Origin of the sequence: Bradyrhizobium sp. (assembly GCF_004799445.1) — a bacterium.
Classification (GTDB): Bacteria; Pseudomonadota; Alphaproteobacteria; order Rhizobiales; family Xanthobacteraceae; genus Bradyrhizobium.
Genome location: NZ_SSNA01000222.1, coordinates 1 through 16880, shown reverse-complemented (window position 1 = coordinate 16880; position 16880 = coordinate 1). Strand labels below are relative to the sequence as shown.

Annotated in this window: 14 protein-coding genes and 2 pseudogenes; 10 read left to right on the top strand and 6 right to left on the bottom strand. The window is 57.3% G+C overall.

What is annotated here, in order from left to right; genetic code table 11:
- Window positions 1–169: 169 nt before the first annotated feature.
- From E8A46_RS29055 to E8A46_RS29040, 4 genes are all read left to right on the top strand, one after another.
- Window positions 170–307, top strand: coding sequence for a hypothetical protein (locus E8A46_RS29055; RefSeq protein ID WP_291568508.1), 138 nt, complete (start codon window positions 170–172; stop codon window positions 305–307).
- A 202-nt stretch (window positions 308–509) separates the two neighbouring features.
- The gene (locus tag E8A46_RS29050) at window positions 510–722 is read left to right on the top strand and encodes a hypothetical protein (RefSeq protein ID WP_291568506.1); all 213 of its coding nucleotides are present in this window, start codon (window positions 510–512) and stop codon (window positions 720–722) included.
- 78 nt (window positions 723–800) lie between these two features.
- Window positions 801–1145 carry a GcrA family cell cycle regulator gene (locus E8A46_RS29045; protein ID WP_291568502.1) on the top strand — a complete coding sequence of 115 codons (345 nt, stop codon included), beginning with the start codon at window positions 801–803 and terminating at the stop codon, window positions 1143–1145.
- 25 nt (window positions 1146–1170) lie between these two features.
- On the top strand, window positions 1171–1353 hold the full coding sequence (locus E8A46_RS29040) for a hypothetical protein (protein ID WP_291568500.1): 183 nt from the start codon (window positions 1171–1173) through the stop codon (window positions 1351–1353).
- A gap of 184 nt (window positions 1354–1537) precedes the next feature.
- Here E8A46_RS29040 and E8A46_RS29035 read toward each other — a convergent pair whose 3' ends face one another.
- From E8A46_RS29035 to E8A46_RS29025, 3 genes are all read right to left on the bottom strand, one after another.
- The gene (locus E8A46_RS29035) at window positions 1538–1762 is read right to left on the bottom strand and encodes a hypothetical protein (RefSeq protein ID WP_291568498.1); all 225 of its coding nucleotides are present in this window, start codon (window positions 1760–1762) and stop codon (window positions 1538–1540) included.
- A 297-nt stretch (window positions 1763–2059) separates the two neighbouring features.
- The gene (locus E8A46_RS29030) at window positions 2060–2590 is read right to left on the bottom strand and encodes a DUF2336 domain-containing protein (RefSeq protein ID WP_291568496.1); all 531 of its coding nucleotides are present in this window, start codon (window positions 2588–2590) and stop codon (window positions 2060–2062) included.
- A gap of 51 nt (window positions 2591–2641) precedes the next feature.
- Window positions 2642–7432 (bottom strand): PAS-domain containing protein, encoded by a 4791-nt coding sequence (locus E8A46_RS29025; RefSeq protein ID WP_291568494.1) that lies wholly within the window; start codon window positions 7430–7432, stop codon window positions 2642–2644.
- A gap of 306 nt (window positions 7433–7738) precedes the next feature.
- Here E8A46_RS29025 and E8A46_RS30545 point away from each other — a divergent pair, with 306 nt between their 5' ends.
- From E8A46_RS30545 to E8A46_RS30535, 6 genes and pseudogenes are all read left to right on the top strand, one after another.
- The gene (locus E8A46_RS30545; RefSeq protein WP_363252801.1) at window positions 7739–7876 is read left to right on the top strand and encodes a PEPxxWA-CTERM sorting domain-containing protein; all 138 of its coding nucleotides are present in this window, start codon (window positions 7739–7741) and stop codon (window positions 7874–7876) included.
- A 404-nt stretch (window positions 7877–8280) separates the two neighbouring features.
- Window positions 8281–9894: a B12-binding domain-containing radical SAM protein gene (locus tag E8A46_RS29020; RefSeq protein WP_291568491.1), complete on the top strand. Its 1614-nt coding sequence runs from the start codon at window positions 8281–8283 to the stop codon at window positions 9892–9894.
- Window positions 9895–10272: 378 nt separating this feature from the next.
- Window positions 10273–11256: an ABC transporter substrate-binding protein gene (locus E8A46_RS29015; RefSeq protein WP_291568489.1), complete on the top strand. Its 984-nt coding sequence runs from the start codon at window positions 10273–10275 to the stop codon at window positions 11254–11256.
- A 123-nt stretch (window positions 11257–11379) separates the two neighbouring features.
- Window positions 11380–11487, top strand: a pseudogene (locus tag E8A46_RS30540) (Flp family type IVb pilin); the annotation flags it as partial.
- Between the two features lie 1166 nt (window positions 11488–12653).
- Window positions 12654–12791 (top strand): annotated as a pseudogene (locus E8A46_RS29005) (IS630 family transposase); the annotation flags it as partial.
- 24 nt (window positions 12792–12815) lie between these two features.
- On the top strand, window positions 12816–13316 hold the full coding sequence (locus tag E8A46_RS30535) for an integrase core domain-containing protein (protein WP_363252805.1): 501 nt from the start codon (window positions 12816–12818) through the stop codon (window positions 13314–13316).
- A gap of 43 nt (window positions 13317–13359) precedes the next feature.
- Here E8A46_RS30535 and nrfD read toward each other — a convergent pair whose 3' ends face one another.
- Genes nrfD through E8A46_RS28985 form a run of 3 tightly spaced genes read right to left on the bottom strand, consistent with a single transcriptional unit; the run spans window position 13360 to window position 16490 of the window.
- Window positions 13360–14553 (bottom strand): NrfD/PsrC family molybdoenzyme membrane anchor subunit, encoded by a 1194-nt coding sequence (gene nrfD / locus E8A46_RS28995; RefSeq protein WP_291568486.1) that lies wholly within the window; start codon window positions 14551–14553, stop codon window positions 13360–13362.
- Complete coding sequence (locus E8A46_RS28990; RefSeq protein WP_291568484.1) at window positions 14553–15404, bottom strand: 4Fe-4S dicluster domain-containing protein; 852 nt, start codon at window positions 15402–15404, stop codon at window positions 14553–14555. The genes nrfD and E8A46_RS28990 overlap by 1 nt, the downstream gene beginning before the upstream one ends.
- A gap of 51 nt (window positions 15405–15455) precedes the next feature.
- A complete protein-coding gene (locus E8A46_RS28985) occupies window positions 15456–16490 on the bottom strand; it encodes a cytochrome c3 family protein (protein WP_291568482.1) in 1035 nt (344 codons plus the stop codon).
- Between the last annotated feature and the right edge of the window lie 390 nt (window positions 16491–16880).

Below are 16880 nucleotides of genomic sequence, written 5' to 3'. Positions count from 1 at the left end.
ACGGAGATCAGCGCCCGTCCGGCAAGTGAATCGGGTCTCGATGTCGCACGGCCGGACATCATCCGGCCATCGGTCGCCGCTGATCGCGACTCAATGCGCACAAGCGGACATCCGGCGGGAAGTACCAGCGGGGGTTTAATTCCCCCTCCAGCATCCCCACATACTCTACATGACACAATGGCAACCACCCAAGCGCGAACCGAAGAAGACCAAGGCTGAGCTGTACGAGATGCTGGCAGAAGCCGTGCGCAATACGCAGGCTGAGAATAAGCGCCTGCAACAGGCCAAGAGAGTGAAGGCGGCCTAACTCATATCTGAGTGCAAGAACCTTCGGCTGGCCAACCTTCCCCCGAGGTGCCCCCCAGCCGGGAGTTCCGACACAAGCGGCCTCGGCACGCCGCTCGCGCCGGGGCCGTTTTTATGCGCCTGCCAACTTTATGTTGCTCAATTCATCATGCCTTTACAAAAGAACTCTAAGACGCGCCCAACGATTATTTGGGCTGCGAAGGATGAATAATTTGAAACAGCAATTTGATACATCGACGGTCGCCGTTATGCGGCAGGCGTTGAACGAAGTTGTTGCGGATCGACGCTTCTTGGTCCGCAAGTCTGTCACGCCGCTTGAAGTAGCGGAGCATATTCTTGAGCAGGCGGCGCTGGGCGTGCGCGACCTCAACGGTCTGAAAAGCTCTGCATTCGACAAGCTCGGTGCCGCTGCCTGAGCGTACCTCCGCGCTTGGCTTGGTGAAGCACGGGACAGCGGAGCTGATTGCAATCATCCGACCTTTGGGTGTATTGCAATGCGCATGTGGGATGCCGCCAGCGTTGCACTCCTCAAAAACCTCTGGGCCAGCGGCCACAGCGCCGCGCAGATCGCCACTCGACTAGGGCACAGCCGCAACGCGGTGTGCGCCAAGTTGCTGCGTATGGGTTTGAAGCGCGGCCACAAGCCGCCCACCGCCAAACCCAAGATCGTGTCGGTACCGAAGCGAAAGTCAGCGCTGTTGGCGGCCTGTGCTCACCCGGTTCATAAGGTTGTGTCTACGCGCAAGCCAGTAGTGAGGCAGCTTAAGGAACTCACCAAGTCACAGTTGAATGCAATGCTGGCTGAGGCCGCCGCTAACACGGCGCGACTGCTTCGATGATGCCTTGCCTGGGAGGAGCAACAACATGACCCCACGCATCCCCGAGGATTTTTCCACCAGGTTGATCGACTGGAGTCCCTTCGTGATCACGGGCAACACGATGCCGCCCCGAGATCATCCTGATGAAGACGAAGAGGACGAGGACGACGAGGACGAAGAGGACCGCGCCGACGAACCGCCGGTCGTGCGCGAGCCGGACGAAGACTAGAGCATGATGCTTTTAGGATTGGGCATAGCCTGAGTTTCGGAAATAGTTGGTCCGCATTCTGTGCTTTTCGATCCGCTCGATGGCGGCTCGACAAGCTCGGTCGGGCTCACCTCTTCATGGTCCACCCAATTCCGACACAAGCGGCCTCGGCACTGTCTGTCATCGAGCGCCGTCCCGCCAAGTATTAGGTGGCCATGCCGACGATCTTCTTACTCAGATGATCAATCTGAACTTTTGCGTCTGCCACCGCAGTATCCGGATCAGACCAAGCGAAGCCAACATTGAGCGCGGGTAGTAACACGCCATCAATTATGACCGGCTCGTGATCCGCGCGCCTAAACCTTGCGTGCCATAGCCCTCTACCAACCTCGAAAGATTCAATCTCAAAACCTTCATAGGCGCAATTCATTGGGCACCTCTCCGCTGTTAACGGGCCGCTAAGTCGGCGCGGGCAATTCACCTTGGAGCCAGCCGCTCGTTTCGACGGAAATCATTGGGTCTACAAGCGTGACAAGTATTTCGTGTACCTAGTCGCACAGCGGGCACTCAAATGTATTTCCAGCACAACGCGGCCCCGCCGCTCACATTGAGAGTTTAATAGTGATCTGACAGCTTCCGCTGGGCGTTGATTTGGATCAACGCGATGACACGAAATGTCGCTTTCTGGCACGTTTGAGACATGCCGACGGACACTGAGAACGTCTGCTTATCGGGGTAGAACGGAAGTAACCGGCGCACGGTCAAAGTGACGCGATTGACCCGATTCGGAGTGCGCCAGGAAGCTGGCAAAGAATAGGAGGTGAAAGTCCCCCATGGGGTAAGGACTATCCGTCACGGCTTCGACCAAGACTTTGCGGCCGGAAATTGCTAGTAGATGGCCCTGACCTTTGGCTTTAGCTATCTCGATCAGCGCATGGTCGTCGAGCCGTTCACTGTGCTGGAGGATCGGTCCGGCAACTTCGATCGCATCATCGAATGCAAGGTCGCGAATGGTTTTGGGCGGCGCGTCGGAAAGCTTCGCGAGCCGGTTTCCAAACTGCGCACGAGCGGCACGCTCCACATTCTCGAGACGTTTCCCCATGACATCGTCGAACAGCTCGACCTGATCTTCGGAGAATTTACCCGACCCGACGACAAAAACGTCGGTTACTCGCCGCAATATTTCTGCGCGCCGCGAGACATCCTTGCTGGCCAATACTCCCTCAAGTTGGTCAATCAGATTGATTTGCAGGTCCATGCCCATTGCCCAATGCTGTGTTAGAAAATTACTCGAGGTGTCGTCTTACAGCTAAGCCACCATTTCCTTGGCCTGGCTTGCATCGTGGATATCGAGCTGCGAGACGGGAACTGGCCGACCAAGCAGATAACCCTGCACCAAATCTACCCCAGCCTCTCGCATGTATTCGAGCTGTTCTTCGGTTTCGATCCCCTCGGCCGTCGTCACCGTCCCAAGACCTTTGGCCAGCGCGAGCGTCGAGGCGACCACCGCCTTGCAATCACGTCGATCGAGAACGCCTTGTGTGAACGATTTGTCGATCTTGATTTTGTCGAATGGATAAATGGTGAGGTAGTTCATTGAAGAATATCCCGTGCCGAAATCATCGAGCGCGATAGAGATTCCGAGATTCTTCAGCCGCCGGATGGTTGCCAAATGCGCGTCCTGGTTCTCAAGAAGGGCAGTTTCGGTGATCTCCAGCTCCAGCCGTTCGGCCGCAAGTCCGGTCTCCACCAACGTGCACAATATAACGTCGAACAGGTTCCCTTTCTTGAACTGAAGCGCCGAGATGTTGATCGCGACTTTGATATGCGCAGGCCATGAGACCGCATCCTTGCAGGCCTGATGCAGCACCCAATCCCCGAGTGGGACGATCAGGCCCGTTGATTCTGCGAGCGGGATAAACTTGTCCGGCCCAATGAGACCTTTGGTCGGGTGTCGCCAGCGAACCAGGGCCTCGACGCCGCAGAGCTGTCGCGTCTTGGCGTCCGCGATCGGTTGGTAGTGCAACTCAAATTCTTCTCGCGCGATGCCTTCCCGCAGTTCGCTTTCTGCCGATTGATGTGTATGAGCAACCTCGAGCATCTCGGGCTCAAATACCCGGAAATCATTCCGTCCGCTGGACTTGACGTTGTAGAGCGCGAGGTCGGCGCTCTTCAGGAGCTCTTCGGGTTCGACGCCATGCTCCGGCGCCAGTGCGATTCCGATGCTGGTTCCGACGCTGGCCTGATGGCCATCCAGATCAAACGGCTGGGTAATGGCACTAATGATCCTGAGCGCGAGCGCGATTGCGCCCTCGTGCTGGTTGGGTCCACCCTCCTGGATGATCGCGAACTCGTCGCCCCCTAGTCTCGCCAGCACATCCATCTCTCGAACCGAAGATTTTAGGCGCCGGGCGACCTCGACCAACAACTTGTCGCCGGCGGGATGCCCAAGGGTGTCGTTAACAGCCTTGAACTTATCGAGGTCCAGCATCATTACGGTGACGGCGCCACCGTTCCTCTTGAGGCGCTTGCTCGCTTCATCGAGTCTTGCATTGAACTCCGCGCGATTGGCAAGCCCTGTCAGCACATCATGCCGCGCCAGGTGAACGATCTCCGCCTCCGCGCGTCGCCGCTCGGTGATATCTTCGGCGACAGCGAGCCAGCCGCCGCCTTCCATAGGCTGCCGAGCAAGCAGCACGAATCGTCCATCCGCCAGTTCATCGACCCTGCGGGAATTGGTCGGCATATGCGTCAACTCGGCGGCCCTTTTTCTGACCGCGGGTTCGCTGGTGTCTCCCTTTACCACGCCGCGAGCGAGGCGATCGGTGATGATGACCTCATAGGGTGTTCCGACCTTCAAAAGGTCCGGCGGTACCTGATAAAGTTCCACATAACGAGCATTACAGACCACAAGCCGTTTTTGGCTGTCGAACATGCAGAGTCCCTGAGCCATACTGCTGAGGGCAGCGTTGAACTGCATATTCATAAGTTCTAGTTCGGCCGCCTTCTCCGCAACCAGTTTCTCCTGAGCTCTTCGCGCTGTAACATCTTCATGGGTTGACACCCACCCACCGTCAGCGGTCGGGGTTCGTTTGATCGAGATTTCGCGGCCGTCGGCCGACAAAATAATCTGATTCTGTAACGTTGAAATCGCACGGACTTGTTCGTCTAAGGTCAGTTCTCTTTTTGCACCGCGGTCGGTGTGGTGCTGCAAAATTAGAGGTAACGGTGTCCCTGGCGTCACCAGTTCTTCCGGCAGGCCGTACAGCTCGCGGAAACGACCATTGGCGATCACGAGCCTCTTATCGGCATCGAACAGGCTCAGCCCCTGCGTCATATTACTCAAGGCCGCGTCGAACCTCATGTTGATGCGCGCCAATTCGGTGGCCTGAGCAAAAAGATCCTCCTCGTTACGTACCCGTTCAGTTATGTCGTCATGAATTTCCACCCAGCCACCGTCCGCAGTTGAGGTGTTGACAACGGAGATCGTCCGCCCATCCTTGAGCCGAGCGGTCGATGCACTCTTGCCTTCATCGATCAATTTCTGCCGCAATTCGCTGACGTATACATCAGCGTCGATGTCCAGATTTCCCGCCTGCCTCCGATGCTCAATGATCGAGTGGATACTTACTCCCTGCCGAATAAGCTCAGGCGACATTCCGTATATTTCGACATACCGGTCATTCCAGACGATTAGATGCCCGCTGGCATCAAACATCGAAAGGCCGTGGCTCATATGCGCGAGCGTAAGCTGAAGTGTCGCCGACTTCTCTTGTGCCCGATGCTCGCTTTCGGAAAGCTGCCTCGCGTCCGCGTGCCGTTTGGTCACGTCCGTATAGGTTGTGACGAAACCGCCACCTTTGATCGGCGTGCCGCGAACCTCGAGTACCGTGCCATCAGGGCGTGTCCGCTCAAATGAATGAGCCTCGCCTTTTCGAGCAAGCTCCATTCGCGCCCGCACCTGTTCGTCCGGGTCGCCAGGACCATATTCGCCGCGCGCAGCGTTCGTGCGGAATATCCTTTCAAGCGAGGGGGGGCCATTTTGAAGTAGCTCCTCCGGAAGGCCGAGCAATTTAACGAACGTGGGATTCCAGGCTACAATGTTGTAGTCCGCATCAAAGAACGAGATGCCGCCCGGAAAGTTGTCGATTGCCGCTTGCAACTTCGCGGTTTCGCGCTTGAATTCGGTCACGTCGGTCCGAAATCCAACGATGTAACCGCTTGGTGTCCGTCGCTCTCGAATCTGCAACCAACGACCGTCGGGCAATTGCTGGACGAGATTTGCGTTGGATGAGAGGTGTCGCTCGATCCGGTCGGTTAGCCATTTCGATTGCTGCTGCTTTGTTTGGCCAGCCTCGGGATACTGGCCCCGATCAAGCCCGTATTGTAGCAACTCGGGAAAGCTAACGCCCTCTTTGATAGCGGGAGCCGTAGCGGGGTAGATTTCCTTGTAGGCCTCGTTGCAGGTAACCAGGCGATCGTTGTTGTCATAAATGACAAATCCATCCGGTATCGCACCGACAGCCTCAGTCAGCACTTCCTGCGCCAGCTTTCGCGCTGTGATGTCGGAAAATGACGTGACGACCGAGTTTAGTTCGCTGCTTCCCTCGACAAAGATGGGTGCTGAATTGCCGGATATCCATGTGACGGCGCCGTCGCTACGCCGCAATCCCATGACAGCTTGATTCTGTGGTTCGCCGGTTGCGAGTGCCACGGCCGAGGGATGTTGGTAGCTGGGAAAGTCTCGCCCGTCCTCGCGGATCGCTTGGCAGCAAAGATCTTCTAAACAGGCGCCCAATAACGCACCGTGGCTTACGCCAAGTATCCGCTCGGCGGCCGGATTGAAGGAGATGATGCGACCGTTCGCATCTTGGACGACTACGCCTTCGCTCAGCGCCGTCAAGGTCGAATGCAGCAACGCTTTGCTCTTGAGAATATCTGAAATGTCGCGAAGTGCGCCGATGATGCCGGTAACCGCGCCGGTTTCGGGATCCTTCAGCGCACGGAACTTCGCCTCAACCCAGATCCATTTTCCTTCGCGGTGACGGATACGGTTGACGATCGACTGCCGTTCCGCGCTTCCGTTCATGAGGGTCTGGAACACCAGCGCGAGTCGTGGCGCGTCGTCTGGATGCGCCATGCTGAGCGGTTTCACGCCAATCATCTCTTCTGGCTCGTAGCCCAACAGTTCGCGGCAAGCCGGGGAGACGTACCGGCGTACCAGCTCATGATCGAGCTGGAACACCATATCGCTGTTGTTGTCGGCAAGCATCCGGTACCGCGCTTCGCTCTCCTGAAGGCGCTGCTTTGCCAGCACACGCTCCTCGATATCGCGGCCGACCAAATGTATCGCGGTGACGCGGCCATCGCCGTCGGTCAGCGCCCGGTTGGTCCAGGCCAGCCATCTCCGCTCGCCGGTCGGTAAGGTGACCTGATTCTCGACTTCTACACTGTGCTTTGTGGCGCAAACGGTCCGGAAATGTTCAGCCAGCGCGGCGTGACTTTCCCTGGGCACGAACTCGAACAGGTTCCGTCCGATCATTTCCTCGGGCAGTTTGCGGTAGAAGGCAGCGTAGGCCTGGTTCACATATTTTAGTTCGCCTTCGGGCGTAGCGAGCGACACCAGCTCGGATTGATCTTCAACCAGACCTCGATACTTCGCTTCGCTCTCGGCCAGTTGACGCTTCATGTGCGTCAGCGCTGTCACGTCGGTGATGACAGCGAGCGAGGCGCAGCCCCCTCCGAAGGGATCGCTGTCGAGAACGCCTGACAGCAGAACGTCGATGACGCTCCCGTCCTTGCGCACCATCTGATACTGCACGTTCTCGCAACGGCCGATCCTGAAGAATTCCGGCAGCACGTCGCGAACCGCGTAGTCCCGCGACTCGGGGGTCAGGAAATCCGAGGACAAACGCCCCAGAACTTCCTCGCGGGTATAGCCCAGCTTGGACAGCCAAGCGTCGCTGACTGAAATTAGACGGCCATCCCCGTCGATCGAGTGAACCATAGCCGGCGTGACCGCAGTTCGACGCTCCAGCTCCGCGCCGAGGCGCTCTTTGAAGTCGAGATCTGGGGATGTGGGCGTCGTCGCGAGCGGCATGGTGTCCTGAGCTTGGCAGGCGCAGCCTGATCGACGCAGGATGGCGCACGGCAAACATCTTGGACGTGTGCCCCTTAGATATGATTTAATCCTTTGAAGTTTCTCTATTTGGGTTACCTATGGGTGAAGGCCTTCTTCCTTTCTGAAGCTGCCGTCGATGTTATTGCTGCAATTAACCATCTATTTCCCTCTACGCTGCCCTTTTGCTGATCCGCACCTTAGGTTTCAATTTTACAATCCACTCACTTCGCCCGGACCCGACTACCTGACCGGCTATGAGCAGAATTATGATGCTCCTAGTAATCAGTGCTCCGTCGTCTCCGGGGGTACGCAGTCTGCGCCGTCCCCGAGCCATCCACATGGGAAATGCTGCTGCTCGGCTTCGCGAGTATCGGCTTGATGACGTATCGTCGGAAGTCAAAGCCGCCATTGATGGTGGCCTGATCTGCGAGCATTGGGTTGGAATTGAGAACCGCCTTTCGGGCGGCTTTTTCTTGCCGCGATCTAGGTCCGCCATGTCTGGGTTTGGCACGAACCGGACCTCCAGCGATGTCCGCAGTTCGGTCGCTATCGGGGGGAAACCGGACGTGGCGCGGATAGCCCAACTTGGTCGAGATTGACCCAAAGGCGACATTGAGGTCGATCGGCGCGGGCATTGCTTGAGGTCAGTTCATGACCCACATGCATGGTGCGGCCGTGCGTCGCAAGAGGTTTTCGTCGAACTGGCATTTAAATGGCAGCCGACTGGCCACCAGTGCGATGAGTTGTTCGGTCTGACTGGTACGCCAGAGCTGCAAGATAAACCGCGATGTGCCAAGGTAGACCGGAAACCGCGTCTGGGAAGAGCCATGAACACGCCGCGCCGCTGCAACGTACTCATGCTCTATCCGCTTTTCGTCGCGGACTCGTTCTGGAGCTTTGCCGAATCGTGCAATCTTATGGGAGTTCGCCGTCCGGCGGCCCCCCTGGGCCTGATCACCGTCGCTGCGATGTTGCCTGCCAGCTGGACGACGCGCCTCATCGACTGCAATACTGAGACGGCTACGAGCGACGATATTGCCTGGGCCGATCTGATTTTTACCGGCGGAATGTTGCCGCAGCAGGCCGACACGCTGCGATTGATCAACCTCTGCCACTCGCACGGGAAGCTGGTCGCCGTCGGCGGCCCCGATGCCACTTCGAGCCCCCATATATACGGCGCAGCCGACTTCCAAGTGCTCGGCGAAGCGGAAGGGATCATTGGCGAATTCGTTGCCTCCTGGGAGAGCGGCGCGCGATCCGGCGTGTTCACCGCGCCCAAATTCCAGGCCGATGTAACCAAAACGCCGGTGCCCCGCTTCGATCTCCTTAACTTTAGCTACTACCTATATGTCGGTGTGCAATATTCGCGCGGCTGCCCGTTCACTTGCGAATTCTGCGACATCATTGAGCTTTACGGACGGGTGCCGCGCACCAAGACGACGCCGCAGATGCTCGCCGAGCTCGACGCCCTCTACAATTTGGGTTATCGCGGCCATCTCGACTTCGTCGACGATAATTTTATCGGTAACAAGAAGGCGCTCAAGAGTTTCATTCCGGAGCTCGCGGCGTGGCAGCGGGCGCGCGACTATCCGTTTGAGTTCTCTACCGAGGCTTCGGTCAATCTGGCCGATGATGCGGCACTCATGGAAATGATGGCCGAGGCCAACTTCTTCGCCGTCTTCGTTGGAATTGAAAGTCCAGATCCCGCCACCTTGGTCGCGATGAAGAAGAAGCAGAACACTCGCCGGAATATTGCCGAGAGCATTCATAAAATTTACGGCGCCGGAATGTTCGTCACGGCAGGCTTCATCGTGGGTTTCGACAGCGAGAAAGTGTCCATCGCGGATGCCATGATCGAATTCATCGAAGAATCCGCGATCCCGGTCTGCATGGTAGGCCTGCTTTACGCCCTGCCCAATACCCAGCTCACACGCCGGCTTGCCGACGAAGGTCGGCTGCATCCAAATCATGACCACGGGCCGACGATCGGCGGTGATCAATGCACGGATGGCATAAATTTCGATCCGCTACGGCCGCTGCGTGACATCCTCATAGACTACAAGCTAATTCTGGAGAGCATCTACCGCCCTGCCGCTTATGCGAAACGCCTGGACCGGCTGGTGGCGATGCTCGACCGCTCGAGGCAACGCCGCGATCTGCCCGCCGGCGATATGCGAAACAACGTACGCGCATTGGAGACCGTGCACCGTGTCGTCACGGCGATTCCAGAGGCGCATGACGCGTTTTGGCAGACCTTCCTGAATTGCGCAAAGAAGGATTCGTCCTCCGCACGGATCGCGGTGGCCATGATCGCAGCTTACGCGCATCTTGGGCCTTTTTCAGGCCGGGTCGTGGCGGCCATCGATCATCGGCTGGCCACGTTGAACAACGAAATGCCAGCGACCTTCCCGCCCGCCCGCGAGCTTACGCCTCGAAGATAGAGGCATCTCAAACATTGTATCCAAGACGTTTGCGCCATTTGGTGCAGCATGACCTGACAAGGTCACGACGACCATATCTCTCCCATCATATGCACAATCCCATCAGATGGGAGCGGGCGCAAAATCGAGGGCCGGTCGTGCGTACGCTTTATCCCGGGCGACTGGCCAAACGAGAAGCGCCCACGATGTCTACTGTGCTTCCGCTCTTTGCGGATAAGCGGAAGTGGCCGGCACCTGGCCAAACTGACGCGATTGACCCGGCACGGACATCGGCCATGACCGGTTTTGAGCTCGGTTGTGTGCTATTTTCCCCTCGCGACGGATCGCAAAGTGCTAGGCTTTAGCAGCAGACGAGGCGTGTTCTTTCGGAGGGCACACATGCGGCGACGCGAGTTCATCGGCCTAATTAGTGGCGCGGCTGCTTGGCCGCTTAAAGCCGTCGCAGAGCAGACAGAGCGTGTTAGGCGGATCGGCTTCTTGCTCGGCCTCGCCGAGAATGATCCCGAAGCACGCACCCGTATCACGGCTTTTCGCGAAGGGCTGGAAGCGACCGGATGGACGGAAGCACGCAACATCCGAATCGATTATCGGTTCGCGGGCGGCGATCCCGAGCGTGTCCGCGCACATGCTAAGGAGCTAGTGGCCTCCGCGCCCGATGTGATCGTCGCCCAAAGCACGCCAGTTGTTGCCGCGCTCAAGCTGGCAACCAGCACCATCCCAATTGTGTTCGTGGCGGTCAACGAGCCAGTGGGCCAGGGGCTCGTCAAGAGTCTGGCGCATCCGGGCGGCAACATTACTGGCTTTAGCTTTGTTGAATTCGAGATGATCGGCAAATGCCTGGGTCTGCTCAAGGAAATTGCGCCTGGCGTAACCCGGGCCAGCCTCATGTTCGATCCGGACCTGGCTCCGTATTTTTCCACTTACCTCAGGCAAATTGAAGCCATTCCGGGGAGATTGGGGGTTGAGCTCACTGAAACTCCCGTTCGCGGTACTTCTGAGATAGAAGCGAAAATTGCAAAGCTAGGGCCAGGCGACGGCCTGATCGTCGGACCAGATCCCTTCACCGTCGTCAATCGCGAGGTGATCATCAGGTCTGCCGAGCGCCATCGACTGCCGGCGATTTTTACTTTGCGACAGGATGTCGTGGAAGGCGCGCTTCTGAGCTACGGACCCGATACAGCCGATATGTTCCGGCGCTCGGCCTCGTATGTCGATCGGATTTTGAAGGGGGGGAAGCCAGATGACCTTCCGGTGCAGGCGCCGACAAAGTTCGAACTCGCAATCAATCTGAAAACCGCGAAGGCGCTCGGCCTCGACGTGCCACTGCAACTTCAGCAGCGTGCCGACGAGGTTATCGAATAGGGATGTTGTCTGTTGCGGTGCATGAGTCCGCTATTGGCAGATACTGTTGCAAAGGTCGTTTTGCATCGCCAACACAAATTTTCCGGGGCGTATCCGCACTGACATCGAGCTTCGGACGACGCTTATGGCCTGATCGCCGCTGGCATTTCGCTCGCCATCATCGCCGTCGTGAACGGGCTCGGCACGAAGCTCAACACCAAGTTCACCTCGATCAATACCTCGCTGAAATAGGCCGACCGGACGAGCTTGATGAAGATCGAAGCGATGGCCGCCGAAGCGCTGATGCATTCGACCGCAACTCCGGGCGATAGGCCGTCGTCAGTAAAAACGAATGGCAATGCGACGTAGTACGTCACCTGCGACATGGCGATTATCCACAATGGTCTTGTGCGAGTCGGGCGTCTCTAGCACGTTTGGGGTTAGCTGTGACTAGTCCCGCCGGCCCGATAGGTACGTTCCGCATCGCGGTCGAGCCTAGCGGCTTCGACCTTCGCCGCTTCCTCTGAGTCCGTTATTTCCACAACGGTCTCCTTACCGTCCGCCCCAATCCGGACGACGTGCCAATGTTGGATGCTTCTCGCGATGTAGCGTTCTCGTGGCATCCTTGGAAATATGCGCCCACGGCGGCGGAAGCACCAACTGGAAATGCGGCTTGGCTCTATTGTTCTAGCTTTGTTCGAACTGGGATTTGCGCCGCTGACTACGGGAAGCGTGAATTCCGTGGGGCGAGCCGCGTCGGTCTTGGCCAATCGCACTTGATTTTCTTTAAGACGGAAACTCAGCCTCGATAACGTGAACAGGAGCAGAAACATGGCTCTCCTAAAACGCGAATTGTATCGTCAGGTAAAAGGCCCGGAAATCACATATGCGGATCGCTGTGCCCTTGGTCTTCGAGACTGACGATCCGAGGTGATCGAATGTCCCGGTGCGCGAGCTACTCGCATGAGAAGAACTCACGCGGCGGCGTCCGTCTCCCATCGCGTGTCACTAGAGTCTGATGGCGCGCCTGACTTGGCTAGATCACTTAGGCTTGTGGAGTTGCGCTCTCGAAAGTGGGATGCGATTTCAACGTGAGCAAGATGTTCCCAACGTTCGGCTTCGCTAAGCCATTTCCAACTAGCTTCTGGACGTAAGACCGCCTGTTGACGGCACAGCAAGCCCCTCGCGCGGTAGCTTAGAATGTTTTCCATTGCCACCTCCCTTGAGACACACCTTATGCCTGTCATAACGTCATGAGTATTATGATTATACGACAGAACTAAATGTAATAGTGTGGTAAGCCCGCAAGGCCTTCACATCCCCATCCAAGAACGTCGCCAGCGCGACCTTGCTGACCATCCAAGACCCTCCGCCGATACGCCGGCCCAGGCCGTGCTCAACGCACCATGAGCGCGGCCTGCAATACCGAGGCGATGAACCTGCATCTGGCCGAAATCGCCAACGCCGTCGCACCGGTATCTCATACCGTCCTTCTCGTCGATCAAGCCGGATGGCATCTGTCGGCAAGATTAGTGGTTCCCGCCAATATCACCATTAACCACGCGCCGGACATTGCTGCCATGGACCTGTTCGTTGTTCCAACTATCGGCTTCTACCTGCTCTATGCCTTCGTCATTGTCCGAATCGACTGCAGAGACCTCGTCTGGATCAACGTCACAGCAAACCCGACGGCCGAATGGGTTGCTCGTCAAATAACGGAGGCATTCCTTGGGATGAGGCTCCGCGCTACCTCATCCGCGATCGGGATCGGATCTGTCACACGCCGATTGCGCTCCATGGGCATCCGGGACAGGCCTGCCGCACCGGCTTCACCATGGCAGAATGGCTTGGCCGAACGGCTGATCGGGTCGATCCGCCGCGAGTGCCTGGATCATATCGTCGTTTTTGGTGAGGCGCATCTACGCTGGATCCTGCGATCTTACGCACGCTATTATAACGACTTCAGAACGCATCGGTCATTGGACAAAGACGCGCCGGCTGTTCGCCCGGTTCAGCGGGCCGGAAGCCTAAGAACGTTCCCCATCCTCGGCGGACTCCATCACCACTACCTCAGGGTTTAGGTTTTCGGTACACACAGCCGCCAAACAATACGCTCGAATACATCTAACCCGCGACGGCATATTCCGATGTGGTGTGCTCTTCCCAAGGCCAGAACAGTCGAACCATCCCCAGCAACAATATGAATGGCGTTATGAGCACGATCCCGGCGGCCAACAGGCCCTCCCGGTCGATTATCGGAGGATAATAGGCGAGCAATCCCTTGCCCGTCTTCGAGATCTCTTGTCCGCCGATGACCACATTCCAGCGCATCATGAGCACCGCAAGCAGGACCAGGAAGGCGCTCGCAAACACAGCCGTCACCAGCCGGTTTCCTGAGGTGCCACGCCAGATGAGGAAGGATAGCACGCAGATCGGCAGCACGGACCCGACGCCGAATTGCAATATGAAGAATGGAACGACCAGCGGGCCTTTGACGAACTCCATGATGACGTCGATGCCCTCCCGCGCGCGGTAGACCAGGCTGGCAAATTCCACCCCCTCCAGGAGCAGGGTGAACATCATAAAGCCCCATAGCGTATAAGCCATGCCTTTCAGGCAAGCCAAATCGACCGTGACCCTGCGCAACTTGCAGGAAATCACATAGAGCACGACCAACAAAGCGGTACCTGAGATAATAGCGGAAAACAAAAAGATCGCGGGCATCAGATCGGACGACCACCATTCGCGCGACTTCAGCGAACCAAATACGAACCCGACATAGCCATGCAAGCCGTGAGCACCCGGGATGCCAATGATGGCTAGTGCAAATATCCATTTCCGATCGTAGCGCATCGCCTTCTCGGATAGATCGTAGGATCCAAGCGACAGCACCCGATAAAACAGCCCTAACAGCCCGGTTCTTTGCTGTGCCTCGTGCACGATATGTGGCCGAAACACAAACCAGGTCTCCAGCAGCAACAGAATGACGTAAAATGCAGCCGCATAGGCAAACACGGCGAAGGCGGAAGTTGTATGAGGCGTGATCATTGCATTGAAGGCGCGCTCCGGATGACCCAGGTGCAACAGCAGGGGTAGCGGAACAACAACCATGCAGCATAGAGAGACGAGCAGAGCAAAATGCGCCACCGGCCTCAAACGCTCAAAGCCGAACACCTGGTACAGGCTCGAAACGGTAAAGGCGCCGGCCACGAGCCCGGTTAGGTACGGATAGACTACGATAAGCACCGTCCACGGGATGATCGTCTCGTTCGGATAGACGTATCCGGTGAACGAGGACGCGTTAAAGAGCGTATCCATCAAGTCACGTCCTTGTCTGTGCCCACATAGAAAACATTCGGCGCATTGCCGGTTTCAGGCTTGAGCACGTAAACTCGATTGTTTTGGATGAACTGACTGATCGTGCTTTGCTTGTCGGCGCGATCCCCGAAGATGCGCGCCCCGGTCGGACATACCTCGACGCAGGCAGGCTGCAATCCCTTGGTGATGCGGTGGTAACACCACGTGCACTTGTCCGTGACGTGCCTGCGCTCGTCAAAGAAGCGCGCGCCGTACGGGCAAGCCTGCACGCAGTACTGGCAACCAATACAGTATGTGTGATCGATGACGACGACGCCGTCTTCGGTCTTGTAAGTCGCACCGGTTGGGCATACCTGCACGCAAGCTGGATGAGTGCAGTGGTTGCATAGCTTGGGCACGAAGAAGGCTTTTTCAACTTTCTCGTCGCCGTAGCGATTCGCGAAACGATACTCGCCCTCCGAGCCGGACGCCTCGATATTCACTGGATCGTGCTGGCTGTCGACATGCGGATTGTCCTCACCCTCCAGGTAGACGTAGCGCTCGACCCAGGTGCGGAAGTGATGCGCGTCGGCGTTGACATTGTTTTCCTTCTTGCAAGCCTCGACGCAGCGCAGGCAACCGATGCATTTCGTGGCATCGACGCCGAACGCCCAATGATGCTTGCTCCAGTCGTAGCCGGGAATGGCCGGCACTGTGCCGCCCGATGTTTCCGGGGTCGCTGCCGTCGCTTGAGACATCGCGGAACCTGCCGTCACCGCAGCGGCACCACACGCAATTGCACCTCCGAGACAACGACTTAGAAAGTCGCGGCGCTCCTGTTCGTGTTTCTGGGATTGGACGTCTTCTGCCATTTTGTCCCCTTCCATTTGAGCGCTCCTTGCCGAAGAATAGTTCTGCGTGTCTCACTTGCAACCAGCGCCGACGAAATAGGCGGCTGCGCTTTCGGCGTCCGCGTCGCTCAAGTTCTTTGCCACCCCGGTCATGAGACCGTTCTTGCGCGTACCGTCCTTGTAGGCTTTGAGAGTGTTGACCAGATAATCCCTGGACTGGCCCATCAGGTTCGGCCATGAGCGGTTGGTGCTGACGCCATTGGCGCCGTGGCAGGCGACACACTTGGACGCCGTCGATCGATCCGCCGAAGCGGCCTGCCGTTCGGGATTGAGTGCGCTTTCGCACTTTTGGCTGGCAAAATAGGATGCAATGTTATCGACATCGTCAGCGCTCGCCCCCTGAACCATCGCGGTCATCGTGGCATTGTCGCGCGCACCTGTGCTGTAGGCCTTGATCGCCTCAACGAGATAGGCCTCGTTCTGTCCGGCCAAGGTGGGCCCGGGAAGGTTTACGCTCACCCCCTCGGCACCATGACAACCCGCGCAAGCTGCGGCCTTGACCTTGCCAAGCGCCGCGTCGGCCGGACGTGACGCTACGGTGGATACCAGATTGAGCCGTGGCGAATGAGGGTTGTGGCAGACGGTGCATTGCTGCGTTCCAGCGTGGTCTGCCACCACGATCTGACGCTGCTCTACCGGCCTGCCTGTCAACCGTTCATGACAAAGAGTGCAAAGCGTTCTCGAATCGGCGGGAACGACCATCTTCATGTTCTGCGGATGATCCGGGCCGGTGGCCGACGCCTGGAACACGTCGCCAACATCGCGCGCACCACCGGGACCGTGGCAGACCTCACACTTGACGACCTTACCAATGTCCGCGCTGTTGTGGACGCCCTTGGACCATGTCGCGAACTGCTCCGCATGGCATGACGCGCAATATGCTGTGCCCTTGTATTTCGGTTTGTCGGAAGCGATCTCCGCGACCGAGTCGCCTCGATAGTGCCCGTATTGGTAAAACGAATCGACGGTGAAAAATTTCTTCGCTCCATACGCGAGCAATACAAAACCGACCATGATGAGAACAAGTCGAACGATGTGTCGCGGCATGGTATTCCCAATGCTTAGCGTTATCCGACCAATTTCAGTTTTCTATTGGCGCGTTTGGTGAAATTCTTTTTGTGGCTACATGTTTTAACTTTATCAATTTAAAGAGATTGGGAATTGATTTGGATCAAAAATGTCGCGCGCAAATCGAGAGCGCGATTGTGATTCAATCCAGAACGATCGTGCTTTGGAGTCTAGCGCTCCGGAGAAAAGACGCGGAGCTCCGATCAATCCGGCTCGCTCGCATTCGGCTGCTATATTGGCGGCGCGCAGCCATGAAAGCGTCGGCCTCGTGCATCCCTGTGCCTGTCGTAAATCAAATCCGAACATATTGGTGGTGCAGCCCGCCGAGAATTGGGCGACAACAAATGTGCCCGGCTAGTTCGACGGCGC